26 protein-coding genes and 1 pseudogene are annotated in these 26650 nt (G+C 58.2%); 14 read left to right on the top strand and 13 right to left on the bottom strand.

All coding sequences use genetic code 11. The features are described from left to right. Positions 1 to 18 precede the first annotated feature (18 nt). From ACJBF3_RS19360 to ACJBF3_RS19350, 3 genes and pseudogenes are all read right to left on the bottom strand, one after another. Positions 19 to 1296, bottom strand: a pseudogene (locus ACJBF3_RS19360) (alpha-galactosidase); the annotation flags it as partial. Positions 1297 to 1399: 103 nt separating this feature from the next. Continuing rightward, positions 1400 to 2395: a LacI family DNA-binding transcriptional regulator gene (locus ACJBF3_RS19355; RefSeq protein WP_045329507.1), complete on the bottom strand. Its 996-nt coding sequence runs from the start codon at positions 2393 to 2395 to the stop codon at positions 1400 to 1402. Between the two features lie 17 nt (positions 2396 to 2412). After that, positions 2413 to 2961 (bottom strand): helix-turn-helix domain-containing protein, encoded by a 549-nt coding sequence (locus ACJBF3_RS19350; RefSeq protein ID WP_045329506.1) that lies wholly within the window; start codon positions 2959 to 2961, stop codon positions 2413 to 2415. A 104-nt stretch (positions 2962 to 3065) separates the two neighbouring features. Here ACJBF3_RS19350 and ACJBF3_RS19345 point away from each other — a divergent pair, with 104 nt between their 5' ends. Next, the gene (locus ACJBF3_RS19345) at positions 3066 to 3725 is read left to right on the top strand and encodes an AzlC family ABC transporter permease (RefSeq protein ID WP_032644337.1); all 660 of its coding nucleotides are present in this window, start codon (positions 3066 to 3068) and stop codon (positions 3723 to 3725) included. Continuing rightward, positions 3725 to 4048 carry an AzlD domain-containing protein gene (locus ACJBF3_RS19340; protein ID WP_045329505.1) on the top strand — a complete coding sequence of 108 codons (324 nt, stop codon included), beginning with the start codon at positions 3725 to 3727 and terminating at the stop codon, positions 4046 to 4048. Before ACJBF3_RS19345 ends, ACJBF3_RS19340 begins: the two co-directional genes overlap by 1 nt. 43 nt (positions 4049 to 4091) lie before the next feature. Here ACJBF3_RS19340 and ACJBF3_RS19335 read toward each other — a convergent pair whose 3' ends face one another. Further along, positions 4092 to 4304 carry a DUF1471 domain-containing protein gene (locus ACJBF3_RS19335; protein WP_008501827.1) on the bottom strand — a complete coding sequence of 71 codons (213 nt, stop codon included), beginning with the start codon at positions 4302 to 4304 and terminating at the stop codon, positions 4092 to 4094. Between the two features lie 114 nt (positions 4305 to 4418). Beyond that, complete coding sequence (gene fdhD / locus ACJBF3_RS19330) at positions 4419 to 5255, bottom strand: formate dehydrogenase accessory sulfurtransferase FdhD (protein ID WP_045329504.1); 837 nt, start codon at positions 5253 to 5255, stop codon at positions 4419 to 4421. Positions 5256 to 5626: 371 nt separating this feature from the next. Here fdhD and fdnG point away from each other — a divergent pair, with 371 nt between their 5' ends. From fdnG to fdhE, 4 genes are read left to right on the top strand one after another with little or no spacing between them, the layout of a single operon-like run. After that, positions 5627 to 8677, top strand: a complete 3051-nt coding sequence (gene fdnG / locus ACJBF3_RS19325; RefSeq protein ID WP_114138456.1) for a formate dehydrogenase-N subunit alpha — start codon at positions 5627 to 5629, stop codon at positions 8675 to 8677. Between the two features lie 12 nt (positions 8678 to 8689). Next, positions 8690 to 9592 (top strand): formate dehydrogenase subunit beta, encoded by a 903-nt coding sequence (fdxH, locus tag ACJBF3_RS19320; RefSeq protein WP_010436855.1) that lies wholly within the window; start codon positions 8690 to 8692, stop codon positions 9590 to 9592. Then, on the top strand, positions 9589 to 10224 hold the full coding sequence (gene fdoI, locus ACJBF3_RS19315) for a formate dehydrogenase cytochrome b556 subunit (protein ID WP_008501832.1): 636 nt from the start codon (positions 9589 to 9591) through the stop codon (positions 10222 to 10224). Before fdxH ends, fdoI begins: the two co-directional genes overlap by 4 nt. Then, complete coding sequence (gene fdhE, locus ACJBF3_RS19310; RefSeq protein ID WP_025912306.1) at positions 10221 to 11150, top strand: formate dehydrogenase accessory protein FdhE; 930 nt, start codon at positions 10221 to 10223, stop codon at positions 11148 to 11150. The genes fdoI and fdhE overlap by 4 nt, the downstream gene beginning before the upstream one ends. A gap of 39 nt (positions 11151 to 11189) precedes the next feature. Here fdhE and ACJBF3_RS19305 read toward each other — a convergent pair whose 3' ends face one another. Next, positions 11190 to 11561: a type II toxin-antitoxin system VapC family toxin gene (locus ACJBF3_RS19305; RefSeq protein WP_045329503.1), complete on the bottom strand. Its 372-nt coding sequence runs from the start codon at positions 11559 to 11561 to the stop codon at positions 11190 to 11192. Between the two features lie 2 nt (positions 11562 to 11563). After that, complete coding sequence (locus tag ACJBF3_RS19300; protein ID WP_045329502.1) at positions 11564 to 11806, bottom strand: CopG family ribbon-helix-helix protein; 243 nt, start codon at positions 11804 to 11806, stop codon at positions 11564 to 11566. A 199-nt stretch (positions 11807 to 12005) separates the two neighbouring features. On the opposite strand from ACJBF3_RS19300, the gene ACJBF3_RS19295 reads away from it, so the two are divergent. Beyond that, complete coding sequence (locus ACJBF3_RS19295; RefSeq protein ID WP_406545240.1) at positions 12006 to 12923, top strand: alpha/beta hydrolase; 918 nt, start codon at positions 12006 to 12008, stop codon at positions 12921 to 12923. Positions 12924 to 12935: 12 nt separating this feature from the next. Here ACJBF3_RS19295 and fabY read toward each other — a convergent pair whose 3' ends face one another. From fabY to ACJBF3_RS19265, 6 genes are all read right to left on the bottom strand, one after another. Beyond that, on the bottom strand, positions 12936 to 13877 hold the full coding sequence (gene fabY / locus ACJBF3_RS19290; protein ID WP_045329500.1) for a fatty acid biosynthesis protein FabY: 942 nt from the start codon (positions 13875 to 13877) through the stop codon (positions 12936 to 12938). Positions 13878 to 13921: 44 nt separating this feature from the next. Next, a complete protein-coding gene (gene dtd / locus ACJBF3_RS19285; protein WP_008501836.1) occupies positions 13922 to 14359 on the bottom strand; it encodes a D-aminoacyl-tRNA deacylase in 438 nt (145 codons plus the stop codon). Further along, positions 14356 to 15237, bottom strand: a complete 882-nt coding sequence (locus ACJBF3_RS19280; protein ID WP_045329499.1) for a virulence factor BrkB family protein — start codon at positions 15235 to 15237, stop codon at positions 14356 to 14358. Before ACJBF3_RS19280 ends, dtd begins: the two co-directional genes overlap by 4 nt. Next, on the bottom strand, positions 15231 to 15830 hold the full coding sequence (yihX, locus tag ACJBF3_RS19275) for a glucose-1-phosphatase (RefSeq protein WP_045329577.1): 600 nt from the start codon (positions 15828 to 15830) through the stop codon (positions 15231 to 15233). Before yihX ends, ACJBF3_RS19280 begins: the two co-directional genes overlap by 7 nt. 119 nt (positions 15831 to 15949) lie before the next feature. Beyond that, positions 15950 to 16750 (bottom strand): DeoR/GlpR family DNA-binding transcription regulator, encoded by an 801-nt coding sequence (locus tag ACJBF3_RS19270; RefSeq protein WP_045329498.1) that lies wholly within the window; start codon positions 16748 to 16750, stop codon positions 15950 to 15952. A gap of 34 nt (positions 16751 to 16784) precedes the next feature. Then, a complete protein-coding gene (locus ACJBF3_RS19265) occupies positions 16785 to 17681 on the bottom strand; it encodes a sugar kinase (RefSeq protein WP_045329496.1) in 897 nt (298 codons plus the stop codon). Positions 17682 to 17836: 155 nt separating this feature from the next. Here ACJBF3_RS19265 and yihU point away from each other — a divergent pair, with 155 nt between their 5' ends. The 7 genes from yihU (at position 17837) to ompL (ending at position 26575) form a co-directional block, all read left to right on the top strand. Then, positions 17837 to 18727, top strand: a complete 891-nt coding sequence (gene yihU, locus ACJBF3_RS19260; protein ID WP_045329494.1) for a sulfolactaldehyde 3-reductase — start codon at positions 17837 to 17839, stop codon at positions 18725 to 18727. Positions 18728 to 18744: 17 nt separating this feature from the next. After that, positions 18745 to 19620, top strand: coding sequence for a sulfofructosephosphate aldolase (gene yihT / locus ACJBF3_RS19255; protein ID WP_045329492.1), 876 nt, complete (start codon positions 18745 to 18747; stop codon positions 19618 to 19620). 14 nt (positions 19621 to 19634) lie between these two features. Next, entirely contained in the window at positions 19635 to 20876 is a 1242-nt protein-coding gene (gene yihS / locus ACJBF3_RS19250) for a sulfoquinovose isomerase (RefSeq protein WP_045329491.1), read from the top strand. A gap of 17 nt (positions 20877 to 20893) precedes the next feature. Continuing rightward, positions 20894 to 22918, top strand: coding sequence for an alpha-glucosidase (locus ACJBF3_RS19245; RefSeq protein ID WP_045329489.1), 2025 nt, complete (start codon positions 20894 to 20896; stop codon positions 22916 to 22918). 45 nt (positions 22919 to 22963) lie between these two features. Then, positions 22964 to 24346 (top strand): MFS transporter, encoded by a 1383-nt coding sequence (locus tag ACJBF3_RS19240; protein ID WP_045329487.1) that lies wholly within the window; start codon positions 22964 to 22966, stop codon positions 24344 to 24346. Between the two features lie 43 nt (positions 24347 to 24389). Next, entirely contained in the window at positions 24390 to 25814 is a 1425-nt protein-coding gene (locus tag ACJBF3_RS19235; protein WP_045329486.1) for an MFS transporter, read from the top strand. A gap of 74 nt (positions 25815 to 25888) precedes the next feature. Then, positions 25889 to 26575 carry a porin OmpL gene (ompL, locus tag ACJBF3_RS19230; protein WP_045329484.1) on the top strand — a complete coding sequence of 229 codons (687 nt, stop codon included), beginning with the start codon at positions 25889 to 25891 and terminating at the stop codon, positions 26573 to 26575. Positions 26576 to 26650 lie beyond the last annotated feature (75 nt).

The following is a 26650-nucleotide window of genomic DNA, read 5'->3' as shown; positions in this document are numbered from 1 at the left end:
GGCAAACGACGAGCCGATTATGCGTTCCACCAGATATTCAAAAGCCTGCGGGATGTTGAGGTTGAGCACCAGCTGATGACGCCCGGTCGCCTGAGCGTAGCCCGGCAGCGCCAGCACCCAGTCGGGATGGGCACGATACAGATCGGAATCCGGGTTGATCATCTCCGGCTCAACCCAGATGCCAAACTCCATGCCGAGCCGTTTGACGCGATCAATCACCGGCGTCAGGCCGTTCGGGTATTTTTTCTCATCCAGGTACCAGTCGCCCAGCGCGGCATGGTCGTCGTTGCGGCCCTTGAACCAGCCGTCGTCAATAATAAAGCGCTCCACGCCCAGCGCGGCGGCCTCGTCGGCCATGCGCATGATGTAGTCCGGATCGTGGTTGAAGTAGATCCCCTCCCAGGTATTGAGGTGCACCGGACGCGGCTTGCTTTCCGGGAAGCGAATGACGTTGTCGCGCAGGTAGCGGTGGAACTGCTGGCTCATGCCGTTCAGGCCCCGCGCGGAGTAGCTGGCATAAAGGCGCGGGGTCCAGAGGGTATCTCCCTCTTCAACGGTCATTTCCCCCGGCAGGTAGAGCGCTTCGGCCTGAATATAACGGCGACCGTCGGTTTTCGCCTCCGCGCGCAGGCGGTGGTTCCCGCTCCAGCCCAGATGCACGCCCCAGACGTCGCCCTGCATTTCGCTGAACGACGACGTACCGGCTATCAGTGCAGGGAAGTGTTCGTGGGAGGTTTTACCCCGGCGGTTTTCAATGACAAAGCTGTCGTGTTCAAGGTTTATGCGGTGCGGCTGGAACTCTCTGATCCAGCGTCCGTGGAAGGCCATCACCTCCCGGGCGCGCTCGGCCACCGGCAGCGTAACGGCAAAGCGGTCAACCTGCCAGGGGTTTGCTTTCAGGTTCGTTAAGCCGTGACGCACCACCAGCACGCCGCTGGCGTCCAGCGCCAGCTCGCTGGTCAGACGAAGGCCCGCGTAGTTATCTTCAGCGGTAATTGTCAGGATTTTGGGTTCCTGCTGTACCTGCGTGGTTGTGAACACCGGGGAGCCGTCCAGCCCCTGTCGATGCCCCTCGATGCCCGGCGAGCCAAACAGGCCGTGCCCGAGCTCAGCCATTAGCGTAACCGGGGAGTCAACGTCCAGCCTGCCGTTAGCAACGGGCCGGGAAAGGGTTTCAGCATTCTGCGGCGAAAAGTGCTGAAGATGCGGCCCCCAGTAAATAATTTCGGCGAACGGGCGCGTTTTTATCACCACATCCACCGTCGCGCTTTCAAGTCGTAATATAGAATCTTGCATCAGACATCTCCTGTCATGGGATGCCTTGAGTTTTGATCCGAAACGTTTCGGATACAAACCAAAACGTTTCGGATTTGTGATCGGGTTTAGAAAATGGAGATATTCAGGCCGTCTGCCCGGGGGAGAATTCCGGCTGCCAGAGCACCTGAAGCTGCGCAATATCGTCGCCGTTAATCAGCTGGCGCACCATGTCGGCAATCTGTTTTCCGACGCCCTGACGGGTGGACTGGATCACCGATGCCACGTCGATATCGACGATACTGTCCTGCGGCAGGCCGTCGTAGACCACCAGCGACACGGCGTTGTCGCCGGATAAACGCCCCAGCTGCACGAGCGCCATCGCCGCCCCGTCGCCGTGGGTGTTGCAGTCAGTAATGATGGCCGTGGGCGGCTGCGGCAGGGCAAGCAGCTCTTTCGTGGTGGCATACCCCACGCGGCGCGACGGCGGCATAGCGCGCAGCCATTCGCTGGAAAGCCCGGCTTCCCGCAGGGCGTCCAGATAGCCCTGACGACGCTGGGTGATAAATGCCTGATTGTTGCTTTCGCCGAGCAGCGCGATGCGCTGATGGCCTTTCTCAATCAGCCAGCGGGTAGCCTTGTACGTACCGGCATAGTTGTCGAAATCAAACCACGCGTACGGCTGCGGCAGCTGGCTGCGCCCGAGCGCCAGGAAAGGGAACCCGGCGGCCTGCAGCTGCTCAAGACGCGGATCGCGATCCAGCGTATGCGCCACAATCAGCGCGTCCACGCGCCGGCTTTGCACCATGCGCATATAGCTGTGCTTATCCGCCAGATCGTCGTCGGCGATGAGCAGCAGGTCGATCTCATGTCGCGCCAGTTCGTGGCTAATTTCGCCGACCATGTCCATAAATACGCTGTTATTGAGCGGAACAGGATGGACGGGAAACACCAGCCCGACGGCGTCTATTTTGCCCATCTTCAGGCGGCGGGCGAAGGTGTTCGGTCGGTAACCACGGCGCTGAGCCTCGGCCTCCACGCGGGCGCGCGTTTCAGCAGAGACGTCGTCATAGCCGTTGAGGGCGCGGCTGACGGTGGTAATGGAGAGGCCCAGCTCTTTGGCAATGGCTTTAAGCGACATGATTTTCCGTATCTACGTTAATTTTGTTCCGCCACCAGCAGCGCGTGTGTGTCTGGCTCCAGCGCCTTAAAGATATGCGGCCGATCGGCGGGATAACAGATGTAATCTCCCGGCCCCAGCTCTTCCGCTGCGTCGGTCAAACCGACCATCGCACGTCCCTGCGTCACAATGATGTGTTCAACTGACCCCGGCGGGTGCGGCTGGGAGATACGGTCTGCCCCCGGCTGGGTGAGCAGCAGATAGATGTCGCGCCGGGCGCCGGGTGGACACGCCGCCAGCAATATGGCTTCATAGTTTGCCTGTCCGGCGACCACTTTCGTCCCTTCACCACGGCGGATCACCTGGGTGGTTGGCAGCTGCGGCTCAAACAAGCGGGCAAAAGGAATATCCAGCGCCACGCAGAGCGACCACAGCGTTTCCAGGCTAGGGTTACCGTTGCCGGATTCCAGCTGTGAAAGCGTCGATTTCGCGATCCCGGCACGGCGAGCTATTTCCGCCAGCGAAAGCCCGGTTCGCAGGCGTTCTCGCACCAGGCTTTTGGCGATCACGCTGATTGGCTGCGTCATATAACGGCCCTTTTTGTTCTATAAACCGAACGAATCGTTCGTCTTGAAAAACAGTTCTGTTGCGTTCATTATAATGGAAACACGTTCGATATGGCTAAAATTGTATGAAGCATCATCTCTCCTGCCTGAAAGGCGACACCATAAAAGCAATCATTCTGGTCTGCCTCGCGGTCGGCGTGGTCGGCATGTCCTACGGCTCCCTGGCGATGGCCTACGGCTTTCCGGTCTGGGTACCGTTTGTGCTCTCCATTACCGTGCTGGCGGGCGCGTCCGAGTTCATGTTTATCGGCATTGTGGCGAGCGGCGGTAACCCGCTGGCGGCCGCGGCGGCGGGGTTGCTGGTCAACGCGCGGCACGTGCCGTTTGGCGTGACGGTGCGGGAACTGGTGGGCAAGCGTGGTCTGAGCCTGTTGGGCTGCCACATCATGAACGACGAAAGCGTGGTGTTTGGCCTGTCGCAAAAAACGCCTGAACAGCGCAAAGCCGCGTACTGGCTATGCGGCTTAGGCGTGGCAATTATCTGGCCGCTGGGGGCCCTGCTGGGGGCGATGGTCGGTAAACTGCTCCCCGATCCGGAAACCATCGGGCTGGACGCGGTATTTCCCGCCATTCTTCTGGCGCTAGTGGTTCCCGCGTTTAAAAACCGTACCACGCTCATCCGCGCCTGCAGCGGCGCCGTATTATCTCTGGCCGCCGTGCCGTTCGCCCCGGTGGGTTTGCCGGTGCTGCTCTCTTTACTCGGTCTCGCTGCGAGGAAAAAATAATGGAAAATATGACCTTTTTTATTCTCGGCATCGCCATTTTGTCTGCGGGAACCTATCTGATGCGCCTTGGCGGGGCGAAGCTGGGCAGCAGGCTGGCATTGTCAGAGCGCTCTCAGGCGCTTCTGTCAGATGCGGCAACGGTATTGCTGTTCTCCGTGGCGCTGGCGACCACGTTTTATGAAGGGGAACACTTCGCCGGCATGGCGCGCGTGCTGGGCGTGGCGTTTGCGGTGTTTTTAGCCTGGCGGAAAATGCCGTTAATTGTGGTGATCGTGGCGGCGGCAGTGGTAACCGCGCTGCTGCGCGTGGCGGGCATAAACTAAAAAAGCGCCCCGGGGGCGCTCTTTCGACGGTGTGACGGATGGCTTATTTGTTCAGTTCAGCGGTCATGTGTACGCGGTTACCGGTAAATGCCTGGGTAATTTTGTAAGAGGACGCACCTGCTTCCTGAGCCTGCGCCGCGATTTTCGCTTCTGCACCATCAATGGTAGAGGCGGTTGCGGTGACGGTCTGCGCAGCAAAAGAACCGAAAGAAGTAGCCAGAGCGATAACAGCGACAAAAGTTTTGATGCTTTTCATGATATAAACCCTTTCATTAAGTTGTTTAGGTAAGGCACCGTGCCTTGATGAGATAAATACTAGACCTCATCGCGAACAACTAAAAGCGGAAGGATTTGCTATTATCATTCAAAATTATTGATCAACAAGCAATCGCTGTGGATGGGTATAAATTGTCGCCCTACCCGGCTTGCAGAAGCCCACCAGCGTCAGGTTGCAGCGCTCCGCGACCTCCACCGCCAGCGTGGTCGCCGCCGACACTGCAAACAAAATTTCCACGCCGCACATGGCCGATTTTTGCACCATCTCGTAGCTGGCCCGGCTGGAAACGAGCGCCGCGCCCTGCTGCCAGAGCTCGCTTTCACGCGCCCGGCGACCGAGCAGCTTATCCAGCGCCACGTGGCGGCCCACGTCTTCATGCCCACCGGCAATCTCTCCCGACGGTAACACCCACGCCGCCGCGTGCGTGCAGCCGCTCAGCTGGCCGATGGGCTGCACGTCGTTGAGATGCTCAAGCGCAGGGTCGAGGTTTGCCAGATTAAAGGTCTGGGTAAACGGCAGTGGCGCAACGGGTTTGCCGATATCATTGAGCTGCTCAACGCCGCAGACGCCGCAGCCGGTGCGCCCGGCCAGCGCGCGGCGGCGCTCTTTCAGCCCCATAAAGCGACGGCTGGAGAGTTCGATTTGCACTTCAAGACCGTTGCAGGCCTGGACCACGTCCATACCGTAGATGTCTTGCGGACGCTCGATGATGCCTTCCGAGAGGGAAAAGCCGATGGCAAACAGTTCGAGATCCTTCGGCGAAGCCATCATCACCACGTGCGAGATACCGTTGTAAACGAGCGCAACGGGCACTTCCTCCGCCAGAAAATCGGGCGTGGCGTGGGTAATGTTGGGCGGTCTGCGTACCGACACTTCCACAATGCCTGCAGGCAGTGGCGACGGATGGGTAGCACGGTTTTGTTTAGACACGGCGGTATTCCTGAACAACCACGGAGGTGAGCCTGCTATTGCAGCATAAACCACAGGCTTTACGCATAGTATGGATCAACTTTTCGACAACCATTCTCCTACTCATTTAGCAGGGGTGCAACCTGACACCGGCTACATCGCTTTAACATGCCGAGCGGTTAATGTGATCGATATCACACTTTATAATCAACATGGTGATAATACGTTCACTTTGTATTAACGCCATTAGAACAGCTGTACCGACATTGTGGTATTCTGATGATATCCCTCGTGGAATTGAGGGATTAACGCAAATTTTTTCCTTTGCGGTCAATTCTCAACCGCGAAGTCAAAACTACATATGTAAGCAATGTCGAAACAAGGAGTGACCCATGCAGGTCAGCAGAAGGCAGTTCTTTAAGATCTGCGCTGGCGGTATGGCAGGCACCACGGCAGCGGCGCTGGGCTTTGCCCCCGGCGTAGCGCTGGCGGAAACGCGGCAGTATAAGCTGCTGCGCACCCGTGAAACCCGTAATACCTGTACGTACTGCTCTGTCGGTTGCGGGCTATTGATGTATAGCCTCGGCGACGGTGCTAAAAACGCCAAAGCGTCTATTTTCCATATCGAAGGTGACCCGGATCATCCGGTTAACCGCGGCGCATTGTGCCCGAAAGGGGCCGGTCTGGTGGACTTCATCCACTCCGAAAGCCGCCTGAAATTCCCGGAATACCGCGCGCCAGGCTCCGACAAATGGCAGCAGATCAGCTGGGAAGAGGCGTTCGACCGCATCGCAAAACACATTAAAGAAGATCGCGATGCCAACTTTGTTGAGAAGAACGCCGACGGCGTGACGGTCAACCGCTGGCTCTCCACCGGGATGCTGTGTGCCTCTGCCTCCAGCAACGAAACCGGCTATTTAACCCAGAAATTTACGCGCGCACTCGGTATGCTCGCGGTCGACAACCAGGCGCGTGTCTGACACGGACCAACGGTAGCAAGTCTTGCTCCAACATTTGGTCGCGGTGCGATGACCAACCACTGGGTCGACATCAAGAACGCCAACCTCATTGTGGTGATGGGCGGTAACGCCGCTGAAGCGCACCCTGTCGGGTTCCGCTGGGCGATGGAAGCCAAAATCCACAACGGTGCGAAACTGATTGTGATCGATCCCCGCTTTACGCGTACGGCGTCAGTGGCGGATTTCTACACCCCTATTCGTTCAGGTACTGACATCACTTTCCTGTCAGGCGTATTGCTGTACCTGATGACCAACGAAAAATATAACCGCGAATACACCGAAGCCTATACCAACGCCAGCCTGATCGTGCGTGAGGATTACCACTTCGAAGATGGCCTGTTCAGCGGTTACGACGCCGAAAAACGCAAATACGACAAAACCAGCTGGAACTACGAGCTGGATGAGAAAGGCTTTGCGAAGCGCGACACCACCCTGCAACACCCGCGCTGCGTGTGGAACCTGCTGAAAGAGCACGTCTCCCGCTACACGCCTGAAGTTGTCGAAAACATCTGCGGTACGCCGAAGGCGGACTTCCTGAAGGTGTGCGAGCTGATCGCCGAAACCAGCGCGAAAGACAAAACCGCGTCGTTCCTCTACGCCCTCGGCTGGACGCAGCACTCCATCGGCGCGCAGAACATCCGTACCATGGCGATGGTTCAGCTGCTGCTCGGCAACATGGGGATGGCAGGCGGCGGCGTGAACGCCCTGCGCGGTCACTCCAACATTCAGGGCCTGACCGACCTCGGCCTGCTGTCGCAAAGCCTGCCGGGCTACATGACCCTGCCAAGCGAGAAGCAGACCGACCTGCAAACCTACCTCACGGCCAGCACGCCTAAACCGCTGCTGGAAGGCCAGGTGAACTACTGGGGCAACTATCCGAAGTTCTTCGTCTCGATGATGAAAGCGTTCTTCGGGGATAAAGCAACGGCGGAAAACAGCTGGGGCTTTGACTGGCTGCCGAAGTGGGACAAAGGCTACGACGTTCTGCAGTATTTCGAGATGATGCACCAGGGCAAAGTGAACGGCTATCTGTGCCAGGGCTTTAACCCGGTGGCCTCGTTCCCGAACAAGAACAAGGTTGTTGAGTCTCTGTCGAAGCTGAAGTTCCTGGTGACGATTGACCCGCTCAATACCGAGACCTCAACCTTCTGGCAGAACCACGGCGAATCGAACGACGTCGATCCGTCGAAGATTCAGACCGAAGTGTTCCGTCTGCCGTCCACCTGCTTCGCGGAAGAGAACGGGTCTATCGTTAACTCCGGACGCTGGCTGCAGTGGCACTGGAAAGGCGCGGACGCCCCGGGCATCGCCATGAACGACGGCGAGATCCTGGCCGGTATCTTCTTGCGCCTGCGTAAGATGTACGCGGCTGAAGGCGGCGCGAACCCGGAACCGGTTCTGAACATGACCTGGAACTACTCGACGCCGGAAAACCCTGCGCCCGAAGAAGTGGCCATGGAGAGCAACGGTAAGGCGCTGGCGGACGTTATCGACCCGGCCACCGGCACCGTGCTGGCGAAGAAAGGCGATCAGCTCAGCACCTTCGCGCACCTGCGCGATGACGGTACCACGTCAAGCGGCTGCTGGATCTTTGCCGGTAGCTGGACGCCGAAAGGCAACCAGATGGCCAACCGCGACAACGCCGATCCGTCGGGCCTCGGCAATACGCTGGGCTGGGCATGGGCGTGGCCGCTCAACCGCCGCATTCTCTATAACCGTGCCTCCGCTGACCCACAGGGCAACCCGTGGGATCCGAAGCGTCAGCTGCTGAAGTGGGACGGCGCGAAATGGGGCGGCGTGGATATTCCGGACTACAGCACTGCCGCACCGGGCAGCGACGTCGGGCCGTTTATCATGCAGCCTGAAGGGATGGGACGTCTGTTTGCCATTGATAAGATGGCAGAAGGGCCGTTCCCGGAACACTACGAGCCGTTTGAGACGCCGCTGGGTACCAACCCGCTGCACCCGAACGTGGTCTCTAACCCGGCGGCCCGTATCTTCAAGGGCGACTTTGAAGCGCTGGGTAAAAAGGACAAGTTCCCTTACGTGGGCACCACCTACCGTCTGACCGAGCACTTCCACTACTGGACCAAGCACGCGCTGCTTAACGCCATCGCGCAGCCGGAACAGTTTGTGGAGATCGGCGAGAAGCTGGCGAACAAGCTCGGCATCGCCCACGGCGATACCGTGAAGGTTTCCTCTAACCGCGGCTACATTAAAGCCAAGGCGGTGGTGACCAAGCGTATTCGCACGCTGAACGTTCACGGCCAGCAGGTGGATACCATCGGTATTCCGATTCACTGGGGCTATGAGGGCGTGGCGAAGAAAGGGTTCATTGCGAACACCCTGACGCCGTTCGTCGGCGATGCGAACACGCAGACGCCGGAGTTTAAGGCCTTCCTCGTGAACGTGGAAAAGGTGTAACGGAGACGACCTATGGCTTATCAATCTCAAGACATTATCCGTCGTTCCGCGACAAATAGTTTCACGCCCGCGCCTCAGGCGCGGGACCACCAGCAGGAGGTGGCGAAGCTTATCGACGTGACCACCTGCATCGGCTGTAAAGCCTGTCAGGTGGCCTGCTCGGAGTGGAACGATCTGCGTGACGAAGTGGGTCACAACGTCGGGGTGTACGACAACCCGGCGGACCTGACCGCCAAGTCCTGGACGGTGATGCGTTTCTCGGAAGTGGAGCAGAACGACAAGCTGGAATGGCTTATCCGCAAAGACGGCTGTATGCACTGCGCGGATCCGGGCTGCCTGAAGGCATGTCCGTCAGAAGGGGCTATCATTCAGTATGCCAACGGCATCGTCGACTTCCAGTCCGAACAGTGCATCGGCTGCGGCTACTGCATCGCGGGCTGTCCGTTCGACGTACCGCGCCTGAACCCGGAAGATAACCGCGTCTACAAATGCACGCTGTGCGTGGACCGCGTTACCGTCGGCCAGGAGCCTGCATGCGTGAAGACCTGCCCAACCGGCGCTATCCACTTTGGTTCTAAAGAGGATATGAAAACGCTGGCGGCAGAGCGCGTGGGCGAGCTGAAAACTCGTGGTTATGACAACGCGGGCCTGTACGATCCGGCCGGGGTTGGCGGTACGCACGTCATGTACGTGCTGCACCACGCCGACAAGCCGAACCTGTATCACGGCCTGCCGGAGAACCCGGAAATCAGCGCCACCGTGAAGTTCTGGAAAGGCATCTGGAAACCGCTGGCCGCGGTGGGCTTTGCTGCGACCTTTGCAGCGAGCATCTTCCACTACGTCGGCGTGGGTCCGAACCGCGCGGAAGAGGAAGACGACAATCTGCATGAAGAGAAAGACGAGGTGCGCAAATGAGAAAACGTGACACCATCGTGCGCTACACCGCGCCGGAACGCATCAACCACTGGGTCACCGCCTTCTGCTTCATGCTGGCGGCGATAAGCGGGCTGGGATTCTTCTTCCCATCCTTCAACTGGCTGATGCAGATCATGGGCACACCACAGCTGGCGCGCATTCTGCACCCGTTTGTGGGCGTCATCATGTTCGCGTCGTTCATCATCATGTTTTTCCGCTACTGGCACCATAACCTAATCAATCGGGATGATATCTTTTGGGCGAAGAATATTCGTAAGATCGTCGTCAACGAGGAAGTGGGTGACACCGGGCGTTATAACTTCGGCCAGAAATGCGTATTCTGGGCGGCGATTATCTTCCTGGTCCTGTTGCTGGTGAGCGGCGTGATCATCTGGCGTCCGTACTTTGCGCCTGCTTTCTCAATCCCGGTGATCCGATTCGCGCTGATGCTGCATTCATTTGCCGCAGTAGCGTTAATTGTGGTTATCATGGTGCATATCTACGCCGCCCTCTGGGTGAAAGGCACCATTACCGCGATGGTGGAAGGCTGGGTCACCAGCACGTGGGCGAAGAAGCATCACCCGCGCTGGTACCGTGAAGTCCGCCAGAAACAGGAAAAGTCATCTGAATGAGTATTCGCATAATCCCGCAAGATGAGCTGGGGTCGAGCGAGAAACGCACGGCGGATTATATTCCGCCGTTGTTATTCCCCAGACTCAAGAACCTCTACAACCGCCGCGCAGAGCGCCTGCGCGAGCTGGCAGAGAACAACCCGCTGGGCGATTTTCTGCGTTTTGCCGCGCTGGTTGCCCACGCGCAGGAAGTGGTGCTGTATGACCACCCGCTGCAAATGGACCTGACCGCGCGCATCAAAGAAGCCAACGCCCAGGGCAAGCCGCCGCTGGACATTCACGTCCTGCCGCGCGACAAGCACTGGCAAAAGCTGCTGCATTCGCTGATTGCCGAGCTGAAGCCGGAGATGAGCGGCACCGCGCTGGCGGTGATCGAAAATCTGGAAAAAGCCTCTGACCTGGAGCTGGAAGAGATGGCGAGCGCGCTGTTTGCCTCCGATTTCTCGCTGGTCAGCAGCGATAAGGCGCCGTTTATCTGGGCGGCACTGTCGCTTTACTGGGCGCAAATGGCCAGCCTGATCCCCGGTAAAGCCCGCGCCGAATACGGCGAGGCGCGCCAGTTCTGCCCGGTCTGCGGCTCCATGCCGGTATCGAGCATGGTGCAGATCGGCACCACGCAGGGGCTGCGCTACCTGCACTGCAACCTGTGTGAAACCGAGTGGCACGTGGTGCGCATAAAGTGCAGCAACTGCGAGCAGACCCGCGATCTCAACTACTGGTCGCTGGAGAATGAAGATGCGGCAGTGAAAGCCGAAAGCTGCGGCGACTGCGGCACTTACCTGAAGATTCTGTATCAGGAAAAGGACCCGAAAGTCGAAGCGGTGGCCGACGATCTCGCCTCGCTGATTCTGGATGCCAAAATGGAGCAGGAGGGCTTTGCCCGCAGCTCGATCAACCCGTTCCTGTTCCCGGGTGAAGGGGAGTAGTTCCCTGTGACAGTGCCGGGCGGCGCGTGCTTGCCCGGCCTACAGCTGGTACGGTGAAACAACCCCGGGAATGCCCTGAAAGTCTCTCGTATTTCGAGAAATCAACGGGCAATTTCTGCTCTGAGCTGTGGCCAGAATGATAGCATCAGGCAGTTTCATCCCGTGCCGTTCACGAAGTAATACGCTTCTTTCAGCAATTTCCCGCGTAACATCAATAATTTCAAAAGCACCCATGACTGCTGCCGTTTTCGCTTCATGGCCGTGCTTGCGCGCGCCCACCATGACTTCCATCCACGTGATTAGACTAATGGCGCGATGCGAAGCTGTGCGATCAATCGCATCAGCAGCCTCAACGCGATTATTAAAAAGATCGATGAGAATATTGGTATCAAACACTGCCATGTGCTCCATGATTACCACTCCTCACGCAGCTTGCGTTCATACTCAAGCCCATCTTCCTGCTGGTTTCCCCACAGGCCAAGCGCATCGCGGATAACCGATGAACTCTGTTGGTCAAGATATTGCTCAATGGCTTCCCGCAGCAATTCGGCGCGGGGCCGGTTGCGTAACTGCTTAAGGTTATCCAGTCGTTGAATCACGTCATCAGACAAATCGATCAGTATTCTGCCCATATCAAGGTTCGCCAAAAGACTCATATATCACCTTAGTATATCATCTGCGGTTAATTTTCAGGCAATATATCCACATTAAAAACAGAGTTAAAGGACATAGCCAGGGTAGTTGCAGGTTTTGCGAGCCGCTTTCCAGAATGTTCACACTCGCAAATTTCTCTGTTTTCATCTGCCGTAAACCAGGCTATAAAGCTGTATATAAATACAGCATAAGGACGTAGCCATGGCGCTGGAAAAGGGTATTGATAAGCTTGTTCAGGATTTTATTGCGGCAGGACGGCCCTCCCCGCGAAAGCAAAGTATTGATGACCGCAGAGCCGGGTATATTGCGAGCACAGAACTTGCCGGTGAGACTGAAAACCGCGTCATTGTTGAAACGCTCGTTCTTGAGGAGATGACCTTTCGGGTGTTTTCGCCTCTCAATGCACCCGAAACCTTGCCTGCAGCCATCTACTATCACGGCGGTTGTTTTGTCAGCGGTGGGTTTGAAACGCATGATAATCAGCTTCGCCAGCTGGTGTTTAAAGGCAACTGCCGTATCGTTGCGGTGCAGTACCGGCTTGCGCCAGAGCATCTTTTCCCCGCCGCACATGACGACGCTGAAAGAGGGGCAGATTTAGTTTGGCAGTATGCCGACAGAATTGGGGTTAACAGAAACCGGATAACCCTTTGCGGAGACAGTGCAGGGGCACATCTGGCGCTGGTGACGTCGCTGCGGCTCAAAGCGAAAGGTGTCTGGCAACCAGCACAGCTGATCCTGATCTACCCAATGCTCGACGCGACGGCTCGTTTTGAAAGCTATATTCTCAACGGTGCGGATTATGTCATTACTCGCGACACCCTGCTCAGCGGGTATGAAATGTATCTGGCCAGCACCAATCGCCAACATCCAGAAGCCAGCCCACTGTGGCGGGATGATTTTTGCGGACTTCCGTCAGTGCATATTGTTACCGCTGAGTATGATCCGCTCTGTGATGAGGGCGAGATGCTGTATCGGCATCTTTCAGAGCAGGGGGTGACGTGCACAGCCCAACGGTGGCTGGGTGTGATACACGGTTTCTTTCAGCTTGGCGGCGTGAGTCAGTCGGCGAGGGACGTGATGCGGGATATCGCCTGGCGGATCAGTGCCGCCCGGCGATAAAAACGAAAGAGGCTACTCCTCCTCGTTCCCGCCCTCTTCATACGCGCCAAAAGGCTTCGCCGGAAGAACAATGTAGGTGCCTTCAAACACCGCGCCCGGTGTTTTATCGCCAAACAGTTCAACCTGCATTTGTACACGCGCCTTACGGCCGCGTGCCAGACGGTCCAGATCGCCGCCCAGTGAACCCAGATCGGCCACCGCGCTCGGCTTGCCGCTGATCGGCGCGCTGTAACGAATGTGAGCATCCGCAAGAATGATGGTGCCACCCAGATGGCGCTCGCGCAGCATCAGCCAGATCAGCCCCCAGCCGGTGAGCGTGGCCAGGGAAAACAGGCTGCCCGCAAACAGCGTGTGGTGAGGGTTCTGATTGCCGGTTTCCGGCATGGTGGTAATGAATTTTTGCCCGGTGTACTGCTGGATGCGCACGCCCATTTTTTCGCTGAGCGGAATGTGCTGATACCAGGCCTGCTGGAGCTGTCCGCACCAGTCGGCGCGATGAAGAATGTCGTCCAGCGTGGCGATGGGTTTGATCATCAAAAAATGACGAATCGGCGTGGTTTGCGGGGCGGTGATTTCCCCCTGATTCACAAAACCGAGCTTGGCAAAAAACTCCACGGCATCTTCGCGGGCGCTACAGGTGACGCGCTTAACGCCTTCCTGACGGGCCACGGACTCCAGGGTCATCGCCATGAGCGTGCCCAGCCCTTTATCCTGTACGGAAGGGTGAACCGCCATAAAGCGAATAGACGCTTCGTTATCGGCGTTGATATACAGACGCCCGACGGCGACGAGGTTACCCTCTTCGTCCATCACCATCTGGTGATGGGCCATCGCGTCCCAGGCGTCGCGCTCGGAGCCTTTCGGCTGATGTAATGGCTTGCGCAGCATTTCCCAGCGAAACTGGTAATAGGCCTCTAACTCTTCTTCCGTTTGCGGTACTCGAAGGTGATACATAGCTGTACTCTCTCTTGTTACCCGCGGCCATGCCGTAAGTATGCTCATACCTGCAGCCAGAATGTGACGGGGCCATCGTTCACCAGCGATACCTGCATATCTGCAGCGAATCGTCCGGTTTGCGTATTCATTTCCTGCTGGCGACAACGCTCAACAAAGTACTCGTAAAGGGCTTCTGCACGATCCGGCGCGGCACCTTTAGAAAAACTCGGGCGCATGCCGCGCTCGGTATCCGCCGCCAGCGTAAACTGGGACACCACCAGCACGCTGCCGCCCGCCTGCTGGACGTTCAGGTTCATCTTTCCTTCCGCATCGCTGAAAATGCGGTAGCCCAGCACGCGCTCGCACAAGCGGTTGGCTTTTTGTTCGTCATCATCCTTTTCGACACCTAACAACACCAAAAGTCCTGGGCCAATTTCACCCGTCACCTCTCCCTCCACGGTGACGCTTGCACGGGTTACGCGCTGAATCAATGCAATCATGGTTGGTCTGCTTCTTGTTGTTTTTCAGCTGCTGCTGCTTTTTTAAGTTCGCGGTATACGCCGAGAGTGACAGTTATTTCGGCACCAAGCAAGACGATACACCAGGTCCAGTATACCCAGACAAACAAAATGGGGATCACCGCCAGCACGCCGTAAATCAGCTGATAGGACGGAAACATGGTGATGTAGAGGGCAAACCCTTTCTTACCGAGCTCAAACAGCAACGCCGCCACCAGCGCCCCCACTACCGCATCGCGGTTAGGTACGCGCGTGGTCGGGACAACGCTATAGAGCAGCCAGAAAGAGAGCCACGACAGAATCAGCGGGAAGATGCGCAGGACGTTATCAATGGCACCGTTAAAATCGCTCGCCCAGCGCAGCGAAAGAAGGTACGAACTGATCGCAAGGCTCGCCCCGGCCAGCAGCGGTCCCAGCGTTAAGATCATCCAGTAGACGGCAAACGAGTAAACCTTGGGCCGCGCTTTTTTACTGCGCCAGATGGTGTTGAGCGCGCTATCAATGGCGTACATCAACAGCAGCGCGGTGACGATAAGACCACACGCCCCCACCGCCGTCATCTTGTTAGAGTTGGCAACAAACTGCTCAATGTAGTTCTGAATGATGTCGCCGGTGGCGGGAATGAAATTCGCGAAAACAAAGTGGCGAAGCTGTACGCTCACTTCCGCAAACATCGGGAAGGCGGAAAACAGGGCAAAGATAACCGCCACCAGCGGCACCAGTGAAAGCAACGACACGTAGGCGAGGTTACCCGCCAGCGTGGTCATATTGTCCTCATCAATGCGGTGCCAGAGCAGCTTCAGCCAGGCCCGCAGCGGACGCGTATGATGTGTGGCTTTTTGATGAACGGTTTTTAGCATAGCTGCTTCGCAAAGTAGTTGGGGATAGTCTCTTTTCCGGTCACCAGAATTGACGTGATACCCAGCTGGTTAGCCCCCTCTATATTATCGGCATTGTCGTCGAAAAAGACCGCATCGGCCGCGGTGAATCCCTCTGCCTGCAGAACCGCCTGGTAAATCCGCGCTTCAGGCTTACGCATGCCCATCTCCTGCGAGAGATAGATTTTATCTGCCGCCGCCTTAACCTCAGGATATTCCTCAGGCCAGAACGTGGTGTGGAGGCGGTTGGTATTGGACAGGACAACCACGCGGTGCCCCTGCTCGCGCAGTTTGTGCATGATGTCGATCGTTTCTGGCCGAATCGCCACAAATACCGCCTGCCAGCCGTGGGAAAACTGCTCGTAGCTTAACGAAAGTCCCATCTCCTGGCAGAAACGTTCTGCAAATTCCTCGTCGCTGATTTCACCGCGCTCGTGCTGGTGGAAGGTCTCGCTCATCGCGAAATTCTGCTTTAACGTCGCCAGCGGAACACGGCTAAAATCGCTCCATGCGCCCAGCACCCGATTAAAATCGATGTCGACGATTACATTTCCTAAATCAAAGATATAAAGCATGTTTATCTCCTGCTCGCCGTGGAAAATTAACTGTAGCGGGAAAGAGAAGGTTTGGCTATGCGCCAGATTCAGCTTAGAGAAAGGAGCGGCCCGCACCTGAAGTCCGGGCCATAAACGCATTAACCCGCCTGCTGTTCGTCGTTTGAATTCACTTCAACGACCTCAACCTTGCTGGATTTAAGATGGTTTTGCAGCGTGGAGCCGGGGAGCTCGTCAGTAAAGAGCGCCGTGGCCTGCGCCACGTTGCCAATTTCCACGGCGGCGGAGGCGGTGTACTTCGTATGATCGGCCGCCAGTAAAATATGGCGCGAGTGAGCCATCATGGTTTTCACCACGCTGGCTTCATTGACGTCAAACTCCAGCAGAGTGCCATCACTTTCAATCGCCCCCATGCTGGTCACCAGATAATCCGCACGAAATCCTGAGACAAAGGCATTCGCAGCAGGCCCGATAATTCCTCCGTTGTGCGCTCTCAGCGTGCCGCCGGGCACCATCACCTCGAAGCGCGGATTCTTATAAAGAATATGCGCCACCCGCAGGCTGTTGGTGATGATGCGCAGATGGTTGTGGTTCAGCAGCGCCCGGGCAACGTGCTCCACCGTCGTCCCGATAGTGATGTAGATGGTGGAGCCATCGGGAATGTAGTCTGCAATCGCTTCGGCAATCGCCCGCTTCTCTTCGGTGAGCGACACTTCGCGCTGCTCAAACGCCGTGTTCACCACGCTGGACGCTCTGCCCGCGCCGCCATGATGACGCGTGATCAGTCCCTGCTCGCTGAGCTTGCGGATATCGCGCCGCACCGTTTGCGTGGAGACATCCAGCAGCTGCGCCAGTTCATCAATGTTCATATAGCCGCGATCGGCAATCAGCGTCAGCAGCTGATCGTGACGCGGGTTGCCGGTCAGTTCGGTAAGGCTCATGGGCTGTCCTCTGAAAACCATCACGCCCCGCATTTTATACAAAAAGTGACAAAAAAGAGCGGGTTTGATCACAGTCGGGTATCCCCGCACGCCCGCCGGGCCTGGTGCACTTCAGGGCGGCGACCGCGCTGGCAAACCGCACGGCGTCATCCACAGGGACTTGCTGCCCCAGGCTGACCGCCAGCGCGCCGTGGAAAACATCCCCAGCGCCGGTGGTATCAATGACATCCACCTCAAAGCCGGGCTGGTGGCACACCGTGCCGTTTTCCAGCCAGAAGCAGCCGTCTCGCCCCTGGGTTACATACACATGTCCATTTGTGAGCGTTTGTGCTTTTTTCAGCTCACCAGCAGTTTCTTCCACCTGCGTTAAGCGCCGCAGCCCCGGCGCGGAGAAGGCGGCATGGTCGCTTAAGGCGATCAGTTCCGCGATGTCCTGCGGGGTGACGTCGGCGTCCAGCAGGGTCGGAACGCCCTGCCGACGGGCAAGGGTGAACGCCTGTTTTGCCCCGTCGTGCCAGCGCACGTCCGCTAGTACAAGGTCCCATTGTGAGAAGTCGATTTCTTGCAGCCAGTCTGCCCCAGCGGGGAGGTCGGGGCTGGGGTAGTTCGCGATGACGCGCTCCCCGCTGGCGTCCACCAGCACCGCCGACTGTGACGAGCGGGCACCGCTGAACACGCGCGTATAGCGTGTATTCACCCCCAGGGATTCCAGCTCCGCGAGCAGCCGTCTGCCGGTGTCGTCGTCCCCCACCCGGCCAATAAAATCCACTTCCGCCCCCAGCTTTGCCGCCGCCACCGCCGCAGTAGCCGCCGGGCCGCCGCCCACTTCCGTATAGTCCTTTGCGACATATTTCCCACCTTCCTTCGGTAAATCATCGAGATACCAGATGCGATCCAGCACGGTAATGCCGACACAAACGATGCGAGTCATGGTGATTCCTTCTGCGATTTCTGATGCCGTCATTTTAATTTCACCAAATGTTTAAAAAGTGACTCATGTCTATTTTTTGACGATAAATTACAAATACGATCAAAAACAGACAATATAAACGCGCAAAAATTGACACGAAGTGACAGGAGAGAGGCATGTCAGCAATCGCATTTATCGGTTTAGGGCAGATGGGCGCGCCAATGGCGAAGAATCTGCTGAAGCAGGGACACCGGCTTCAGGTTTTTGATGTTAACCCGCAGGCGGTTCAGACGCTGGTGGAAAGCGGCGCACGGGCGGCAGCCACGCCCGCGCAGGCCGCAGCGGAGGCCGAATTTGTCATCACCATGCTGCCAAACGGCGACCTGGTGCGCATCGTCCTGTTCGGCGAGCACGGCGTTTGCGAAGGGCTGTCCCGCGACGCGCTGGTGATAGATATGTCTACCATCCATCCGCTGCAAACCGACGCGCTCATCCGCGACATGGCGGCGCGCGGCTTCAGCCTGATGGACGTCCCGGTCGGGCGCACGTCTGACCATGCCATCGCCGGTACGTTACTTCTGCTGGCAGGCGGCACGGCGCAGCAGGTTGAGCGCGCCACCCCGGTACTCATGGCAATGGGCAACGAGCTGATTAACGCGGGCGGGCCGGGCATGGGCATCCGCGTGAAGCTCATCAATAACTACATGAGCATTGCCCTGAACGCGCTGTCGGCCGAGGCGGCCGTGCTGTGCGAAGCGCTCGGTCTCTCCTTCGACGTGGCGCTCAAGGTAATGAGCGGCACGCCTGCGGGCAAAGGCCACTTCACAACCTCGTGGCCGAACAAGGTGCTGAAAGGGGATCTTTCACCCGCCTTCATGATCGACCTTGCGCATAAAGATCTGGGCATTGCGCTCGACGTGGCCAACCAGCTCCACGTCCCGATGCCGCTCGGCGCGGCCTCGCGCGAAGTTTACAGCCAGGCACGCGCCGCCGGGCGCGGGCGCGAAGACTGGACGGCCATTCTCGAACAGGTTCGCGCATCTGCCGGGCTGAAAAAAACACACTGATACGAAAGGACTGAGGAATGACGATGTACACCCTGAAAGATATCACCCGACCTTCCGGCGGTTTTGCGATGCTGGCCGTGGACCAGCGCGAAGCGATGCGCCTGATGTTTGCAGCGGCTGGCGCGCCGGTGCCGGTCACCGACCAGCACCTCACGGATTTTAAGGTTAACGCCGCCAAAATCCTGTCGCCTTACGCCTCCGCCATTCTCGTCGACCAGCAGTTCTGCTACCGCCAGATCGTCGAGCAGCATGCCGTTGCCAAAAGCTGCGCAATGATTGTGGCCGCCGACGAGTTTATACCGGGCAACGGTATTCCGGTCGACAGCGTGGTCATCGACAAGACCATCGACGCGCAGGCGGTCAGGCGCGACGGCGGCAAGGCGCTGAAGCTGCTGGTGCTGTGGCGCAGCGATGAAGATCCGCAGCAGCGGCTGGAGATGGTGCAGGCGTTCAACACGCTGTGCCACAGCAACGGGCTGCTGAGCATTATTGAGCCGGTGGTGCGTCCGCCGCGTCGCGGTGCCGCGTTTGACCGCGAGCAGGCGATTATTGATGCGGCGAAAGAGCTGGGCGACAGCGGGGCCGACCTCTACAAAGTGGAGATGCCGCTGTTCGGTAAAGGTACGCAGCAGGAATTGCTGGCCGCCTCGCAGAAGCTGAACGCGGAAATCAATATGCCGTGGGTGATCCTCTCTTCCGGCGTGGACGACAAGCTCTTCCCGCGCGCGGTGCAGGTTGCCATGCAGGCGGGAGCTTCCGGCTTTTTAGCCGGTCGCGCCGTGTGGTCGTCCGTGGTAGGGCTGCCGGATACGGACATGATGCTGCGCGACGTCTCCGTGCCGAAACTGCAGCGTTTGGGTGAGATCGTCGACGAAATGATGGCTCGCCGCTAGGAAAGGACCCGAACATGAAATGGTTTAATACCCTGAGCCATAACCGCTGGCTCGAACAAGAGACCGACCGTATTTTCGACTTCGGTAAAAACGCCGCCGTGCCGACCGGTTTTGGCTGGCTGGGCAATAACGGTCAGGTGCGCAGCGATATGGGCACGCATCTGTGGATCACCGCCCGCATGCTGCACGTCTACGCGGTGGCCGCCAACATGGGCCGTCCCGGCGCGTATGCCCTGGTTGAGCACGGTATTAATGCCCTCAACGGCCCGCTGCGCGACAAACAGCACGGGGGCTGGTACGCCTGCGTGAACGATGAGGGCGTGATTGACGCCTCCAAGCAGGGCTATCAGCACTTCTTCGTGCTGCTGGGCGCGGCGAGCGCCGTGACTACCGGCCATCCTCAGGCGCGCAGGCTGCTGGACGACGCCATTGAGGTGATCGAGCGCTATTTCTGGAGTGAGGAAGAGCAAATGTGCCTCGAATCCTGGGACGAGGCCTTCAGCAAAACCGAGGATTATCGCGGCGGCAACGCCAACATGCACGCCGTGGAAGCCTTCCTGATCGTCTATGACGTGACGCACGACCGCAAGTGGCTCGACCGCGCCCTGCGCATCGCCTCGGTGATTATTCACGACGTGGCGCGCAAAGGGGAGTACCGCGTTAACGAGCATTTCGACACTGACTGGAACCCGATCCGCGACTACAACATCGACAATCCTGCCCACCGTTTCCGCGCCTACGGCGGCACGCCGGGGCACTGGATCGAGTGGGGCCGCCTCATGCTGCACCTGCGCGCCGCGCTGGAAGCCCGCTTTGAAACGCCGCCGGAGTGGCTGCTGGAAGATGCGAAAGGATTGTTCCACGCCACCATTCGCGATGCGTGGGCACCGGACGGTGCGGACGGGTTTGTCTACTCCGTGGGCTGGGACGGCAAGCCTATCGTGCGCGAGCGCGTGCGCTGGCCGATCGTCGAGGCGATGGGCACGGCTTACGCGCTCTACACCGTGACCGGCGAAGCGCAGTACGAAGCCTGGTATCAGAGGTGGTGGGATTACTGCATCAAGTACCTGATGGATTACGAGAACGGTTCCTGGTGGCAGGAGCTGGACACCAATAACGAAGTGACGACCAAAGTCTGGGACGGCAAGCAGGATATTTACCATCTGCTGCACTGCCTGGTGATCCCTCGCCTGCCGCTGGCTCCGGGCTTAGCCCCGGCAACGGCCGCCGGCCTGCTGGATAGCCTGGCCAAATAATAAAAGACGGAGCTCTTATGCGTACCCTACACAATATTGATCTGAAAAATAACGAAAGGGGTTTCACCCTGCACTGGGAAAACCGCCTGATTTTGTCCCACAGCGCGGAAGCGCCCTGCCTGTGGATCGGCGCGGGCGAGGCCGATATCGAGATGTTTCGCGGCAACTTCAGCATCAAGGACAGGCTCAACGAAAAGATTGCCCTGACGGACGCAACCGTTACGCAGCAAAGCGCGGGCTGGGCGATCCGCTTTACCCGGGGCGACGCGGTGAGCGCGACGCTGCGGGTGGGCGTGGATGCCGAAGGCCGTCTGGAGTTGAAGCTCAGCAATGATGCCGCCCGCCATAACCGCATCTGGCTGCGGCTGGCGGCGCAGCCGGAAGATCATATCTACGGCTGCGGCGAGCAGTTCTCTTATTTCGATCTGCGCGGCAAGCCGTTCCCGCTGTGGACCAGCGAGCAGGGCGTGGGTCGTAACAAGCAAACCTTTGTCACCTGGCAGGCCGACTGCAAGGAGAACGCAGGCGGCGATTACTACTGGACCTTCTTCCCGCAGCCGACGTTTGTGAGCACCCAGAAGTACTACTGCCACGTGGATAACAGCTGCTACATGAACTTCGACTTCAGCGCGCCGGACTTCCACGAGCTGGCGTTCTGGGAGGATAACGCCACGCTGCGCTTTGAATGTGCGGAAACGTACATCGATCTGCTGGAAAAACTCACCGCTCTGCTGGGGCGACAGCCAGAACTGCCGGACTGGGTGTACGACGGCGTGACGCTGGGGATTCAGGGCGGCACCGAGGTGTGTCAGCAGAAGCTCGACGTGATGCGCAAAGGCGGCGTGAAGGTAAACGGCATCTGGGCGCAGGACTGGTCCGGCATCCGGATGACCTCCTTCGGCAAACGCGTGATGTGGAACTGGAAGTGGAACCGCGAGCTGTACCCGCAGCTTGATGCGCGTATTCAGCAGTGGAAACAGGAAGGCGTGCAGTTCCTCTCCTATATCAACCCGTACGTAGCCAGCGATAAAGACCTGTGCGAAGAGGCGGCGAAACGCGGCTATCTGACCAAAAATGCCGACGGCAAGGACTACCACGTCGAGTTCGGTGAGTTCTATGCGGGCGTTATCGACCTGACCAATCCGGAAGCCTGGGACTGGTACAAAGAGGTCATCAAACAGAACCTGATCGAACTGGGCTGTAGCGGCTGGATGGCCGACTTCGGGGAGTACCTGCCGACCGACACCTTCCTGCACAACGGCGTCAGCGCGGAGATCATGCACAACGCCTGGCCTGCCCTGTGGGCGAAGTGTAACTACGAGGCGCTGGAAGAGACCGGCAAGCTCGGGGAGATCCTGTTCTTCATGCGCGCGGGCTACACCGGCAGCCAGAAGCATTCCGTGATGATGTGGGCGGGCGACCAGAACGTCGACTGGAGCCTGGACGACGGCCCGGCCTCGGTGATTCCGGCGGCGCTCTCCCTGGCGATGACCGGGCACGGCCTGCACCACAGCGACATCGGCGGCTATACCACCCTGTTCGGGATGAAGCGCAGCAAAGAGCTGCTGCTGCGCTGGTGCGATTTCAGCGCCTTCACGCCGATGATGCGCACCCATGAGGGCAATCGTCCCGGCGACAACTGGCAGTTCGACGGCGATGCGGAAACCATCGCGCACTTCGCGCGCATGACCACCGTCTTCACCACCCTGAAGCCGTATATCAAAGCCGCCGTCGCGCAGAACGCGAAAAGCGGCCTGCCGGTGATGCGCCCGCTGTTCCTGCACTACGAGGACGACGCGCGCGCCTACACGCTGAAGTACCAGTATCTGTTTGGCCGCGATCTGCTGGTGGCACCCGTTCACGAAGAGGGGCGCACCGACTGGACGCTCTATCTGCCGCAGGACAGCTGGGTGAATGCGTGGACCGGAGAAACCTGCCGGGGCGGTGACGTGACCGTTGACGCCCCGCTCGGCAAGCCGCCGGTCTTCTATCGCCAGCACAGCGAATGGGCAGATCTGTTTAGCACCTTACGTCATATCTGATAAGGCTCGCCCGCAGGGAAACCTGCGGGCAGACGGAGAATAATAATGAGTCAACATACTTCCGATCCGGCAACCCTACGCCTGCCGTTTAAAGAAAAACTCGCCTATGGGATGGGCGACCTCGGCTCGAATATCCTGCTGGATATTGGCACCCTGTATCTGCTGAAGTTTTATACCGACGTGCTGGGGCTACCGGGCACCTACGGCGGGATCATCTTCCTGATTGCCAAGTTCTTCACCGCCTTCACCGACATGGGCACCGGGATCATGCTCGACTCCCGGCGCAGGATCGGCCCGAAGGGGAAATTCCGCCCGTTCGTGCTGTACGCGGCGTTCCCGGTGACCCTGCTGGCGATTGCCAACTTTGTCGGCACGCCGTTTGAGGTCACGGGTAAGACGGTCATGGCGACGGTGCTGTTCATGCTGTACGGCCTGTTCTTCAGCATGATGAACTGCTCCTACGGCGCGATGGTGCCCGCCATGACCAAAAACCCGAACGAGCGCGCCTCGCTGGCCGCCTGGCGTCAGGGCGGCGCCACGCTCGGCCTGCTGCTCTGCACCGTCGGCTTTGTGCCGGTGATGAACCTGATTGAGGGCAACGACCAGCTTGGCTATATCTTTGCCGCTACCCTCTTCTCGCTGTTCGGGCTGTTCTTTATGTGGTGGTGCTATAAGGGCGTGACCGAGCGTTACGTCGAGACGCGGCCCGCTCATCCGGCGCAAAAGCCGGGTCTGCTGCAGTCGTTTCGCGCCATCGCCGGGAACCGTCCGCTGTTTATCCTCTGCATTGCTAACCTGTGCACGCTGGGCGCCTTTAACGTCAAGCTCGCCATCCAGGTGTACTACACGCAGTACGTCCTGAACGACCCGATCCTGCTGTCGTATATGGGCTTCTTCAGCATGGGCTGCATTTTTATCGGCGTCTTTATGATGCCCGGCGCGGTGCGGCGCTTCGGTAAGAAAAAGGTCTACATCAGCGGGCTGACGATTTGGGTGGCGGGCGATCTGCTCAACTACTTCTTCGGCGGCGGCTCGGTGAGCTTTGTGGCGTTCTCCTGCCTGGCCTTCTTCGGCTCCGCGTTTGTGAACAGCCTGAACTGGGCGCTGGTGTCCGATACCGTGGAGTACGGCGAGTGGCGCACCGGCGTGCGCTCTGAGGGAACGGTCTACACCGGGTTTACCTTCTTTCGCAAGGTGTCTCAGGCGCTGGCGGGCTTCTTCCCGGGGATTATGCTGACGCAGATCGGCTATGTGCCCAACGTGGTGCAGTCCGCCGGGACGGTTGAAGGGCTGCGCCAGCTGATCTTTATCTACCCGAGCCTGCTGGCGGTCATCACCATCGTGGCGATGGGCTGCTTCTACAACCTCAACGAGAAGATGTATGTGCGCATCGTCGAAGAGATTGAACTGCGCAAGCGTACGGCATAAAAGACGAGATAGCGCGCCCTGCGGGGCGCTCTGAGGATCGACCATGACACATAACCGTGATCCGTTAACCCTGAAATTGAGCCTGCGAGAGAAGTGCGCCTACGGGATGGGCGATTTTGGCTCGAACCTGATGCTGTGTATTGGCACGCTGTATCTGCTGAAGTTTTACACCGATGAGCTGGGCCTGCCCGCGTTCTACGGCGGTATTATTTTCCTGGTGGCGAAATTCTTTACCGCGTTTACCGACATGCTGACCGGCGTGCTGCTGGACTCCCGGCGCAATATCGGCGCGAGGGGAAAATTCCGGCCCTTCATCCTTTATGCCTCCGTTCCGGTGGCGCTGGTCGCGACGGCGCAGTTTATGGCCAACGACTTTAGCCTGACGGTGAAAACGGCGCTCGCCACCGCGCTCTTCATGCTGTTTGGCCTGTGCTATAGCCTGATGAACTGCTCTTACGGCGCGATGGTGCCCGCCATGACCAAAAACCCCAACGAGCGTGCGCAGCTTGCGGCGTGGCGTCAGGGCGGCGCAACGGTGGGGCTGTTGCTCTGCACCGTCGGCTTTATGCCCATCCAGGCGCTGTTCGTCCACCAGCCTTCACTCGGTTATCTGGTGGCCGCGCTGGCGTTTGTGACCGGCGGCCTGTTCTGCATGTGGTGGTGCTACAGCGGCGTGAAGGAGCGCTACGTGGAGATCGCGCCCGATCACCATAAGCCCGGCATTCTGAAATCGTTCTGCGCGATTTTCCGCAACCCGCCGCTGCTGGTGCTGTGCATCGCCAACCTGTGCACCCTCGCCGCGTTTAACATCAAGCTGGCGATTCAGGTCTATTACACCCAGTACGTGCTGAACGATCTCCATCTGCTGTCGTGGATGGGCTTTTTCAGCATGGGCTGCATTCTGATTGGCGTGTTTCTGGTTCCCGGCGCGGTGAAGCGCTTCGGCAAGAAGCCGGTCTATCTGGGCGGGCTGGCGCTGTGGGCAGTGGGTGACGTGCTGAACTTCTTCTTGGGGACCAGCTCCCTGCTGTTCGTGCTGTTTTCCTGCATGGCCTTCTTCGGCACGGCGTTTGTGAATAGCCTGAACTGGGCGCTGGTGCCGGATACCGTCGATTACGGCGAGTGGAAAACCGGCATCCGCGCAGAAGGGTCGGTGTACACCGGGTATACCTTCTCGCGCAAAATATCCGCCGCCCTCGCCGGCTTCCTGCCCGGCATCATGCTAACCCAGATTGGCTACGTTCCCCATGCGGTGCAGAGCGCAGGCACGCTGCTGGGGTTGCGTCAGCTTATTTTCCTCTGGCCGTGCGGCCTGGCGATCGTGGCCGCCGTGACCATGGGGCTGTTTTATAAACTCAACGAAGCGCGCTTCGCTTTTATTATCGAGGAGATTGGAAAACGGAAAAAACAAACCGCAAATACCCCTGAGATAACCACCAACAATAAAGCGTCAGCAGTCACTTTATAACAATAAATCCGGCCACTATGTCCTTCCTGCTTATCAGGAGGGAGGCCTTTCTGTACCTGATACATGGACAAATTATGAAAAGAATCATTACCGTACTGATCGTGTCGTCTGTGTCCTGCCCGGTATTTGCCGGGGCCTATGTCGAAACGCGCGAAGCCTACAACACGGCCTCTGAGCTGCACGAGGTGATCCTGCGTGCGGGCTATAACTTCGATATGGGCGCGGGGCTGATGTTCACCAACGCCTATAACGTGGGGAAATGGGACGAGCTGAAGCACAGCTATAACGAAATTGAGGGGTGGTATCCGCTCTTTAAACCCACCGACAAACTCACCTTCCAGCCTGGCGGATTAATTAACGACAGCAGCGCCGGTTCGGGGGGTGCGGTCTATCTGGACACCAACTATAAATTCGTCGACTGGTTCAACCTGACGTTTCGCTATCGCTATAACCATACCAATTACGATACGCCGGATGACAACGGGCAGATGGATAAGAACGACACGCACGAGTTTGCCAACTACTGGAATTTCAAAGTGACGGATGCGTTTTTCTACACCTTTGAACCGCACTTTTTCCAGCGGGTGAATGATTATCACAGCAAAAACGGCAAAGACCATCACTGGGAAATCACCAATAAATTCAGCTATAAGATCGACAGAAACTGGCTGCCGTACCTTGAGCTTCAGTGGCTGGACAGATGGAATGATTACAACCGCGAGCAGTACCGGATTCGCTTAGGGTTACGGTATTCGTTCTAATAAAAAAGCCGCTGATTTCTCAGCGGCTTTTACGTTGCCGGGTGGCGCTTGCGCTTACCCGGCCTACGGATTGAC

The organism is Enterobacter sp. PP-008-ECC_S150 (genome assembly GCF_045257065.1).
GTDB lineage: Bacteria > Pseudomonadota > Gammaproteobacteria > Enterobacterales > Enterobacteriaceae > Enterobacter > Enterobacter chengduensis.
This window is presented reverse-complemented; position numbering and strand designations above follow the sequence as displayed.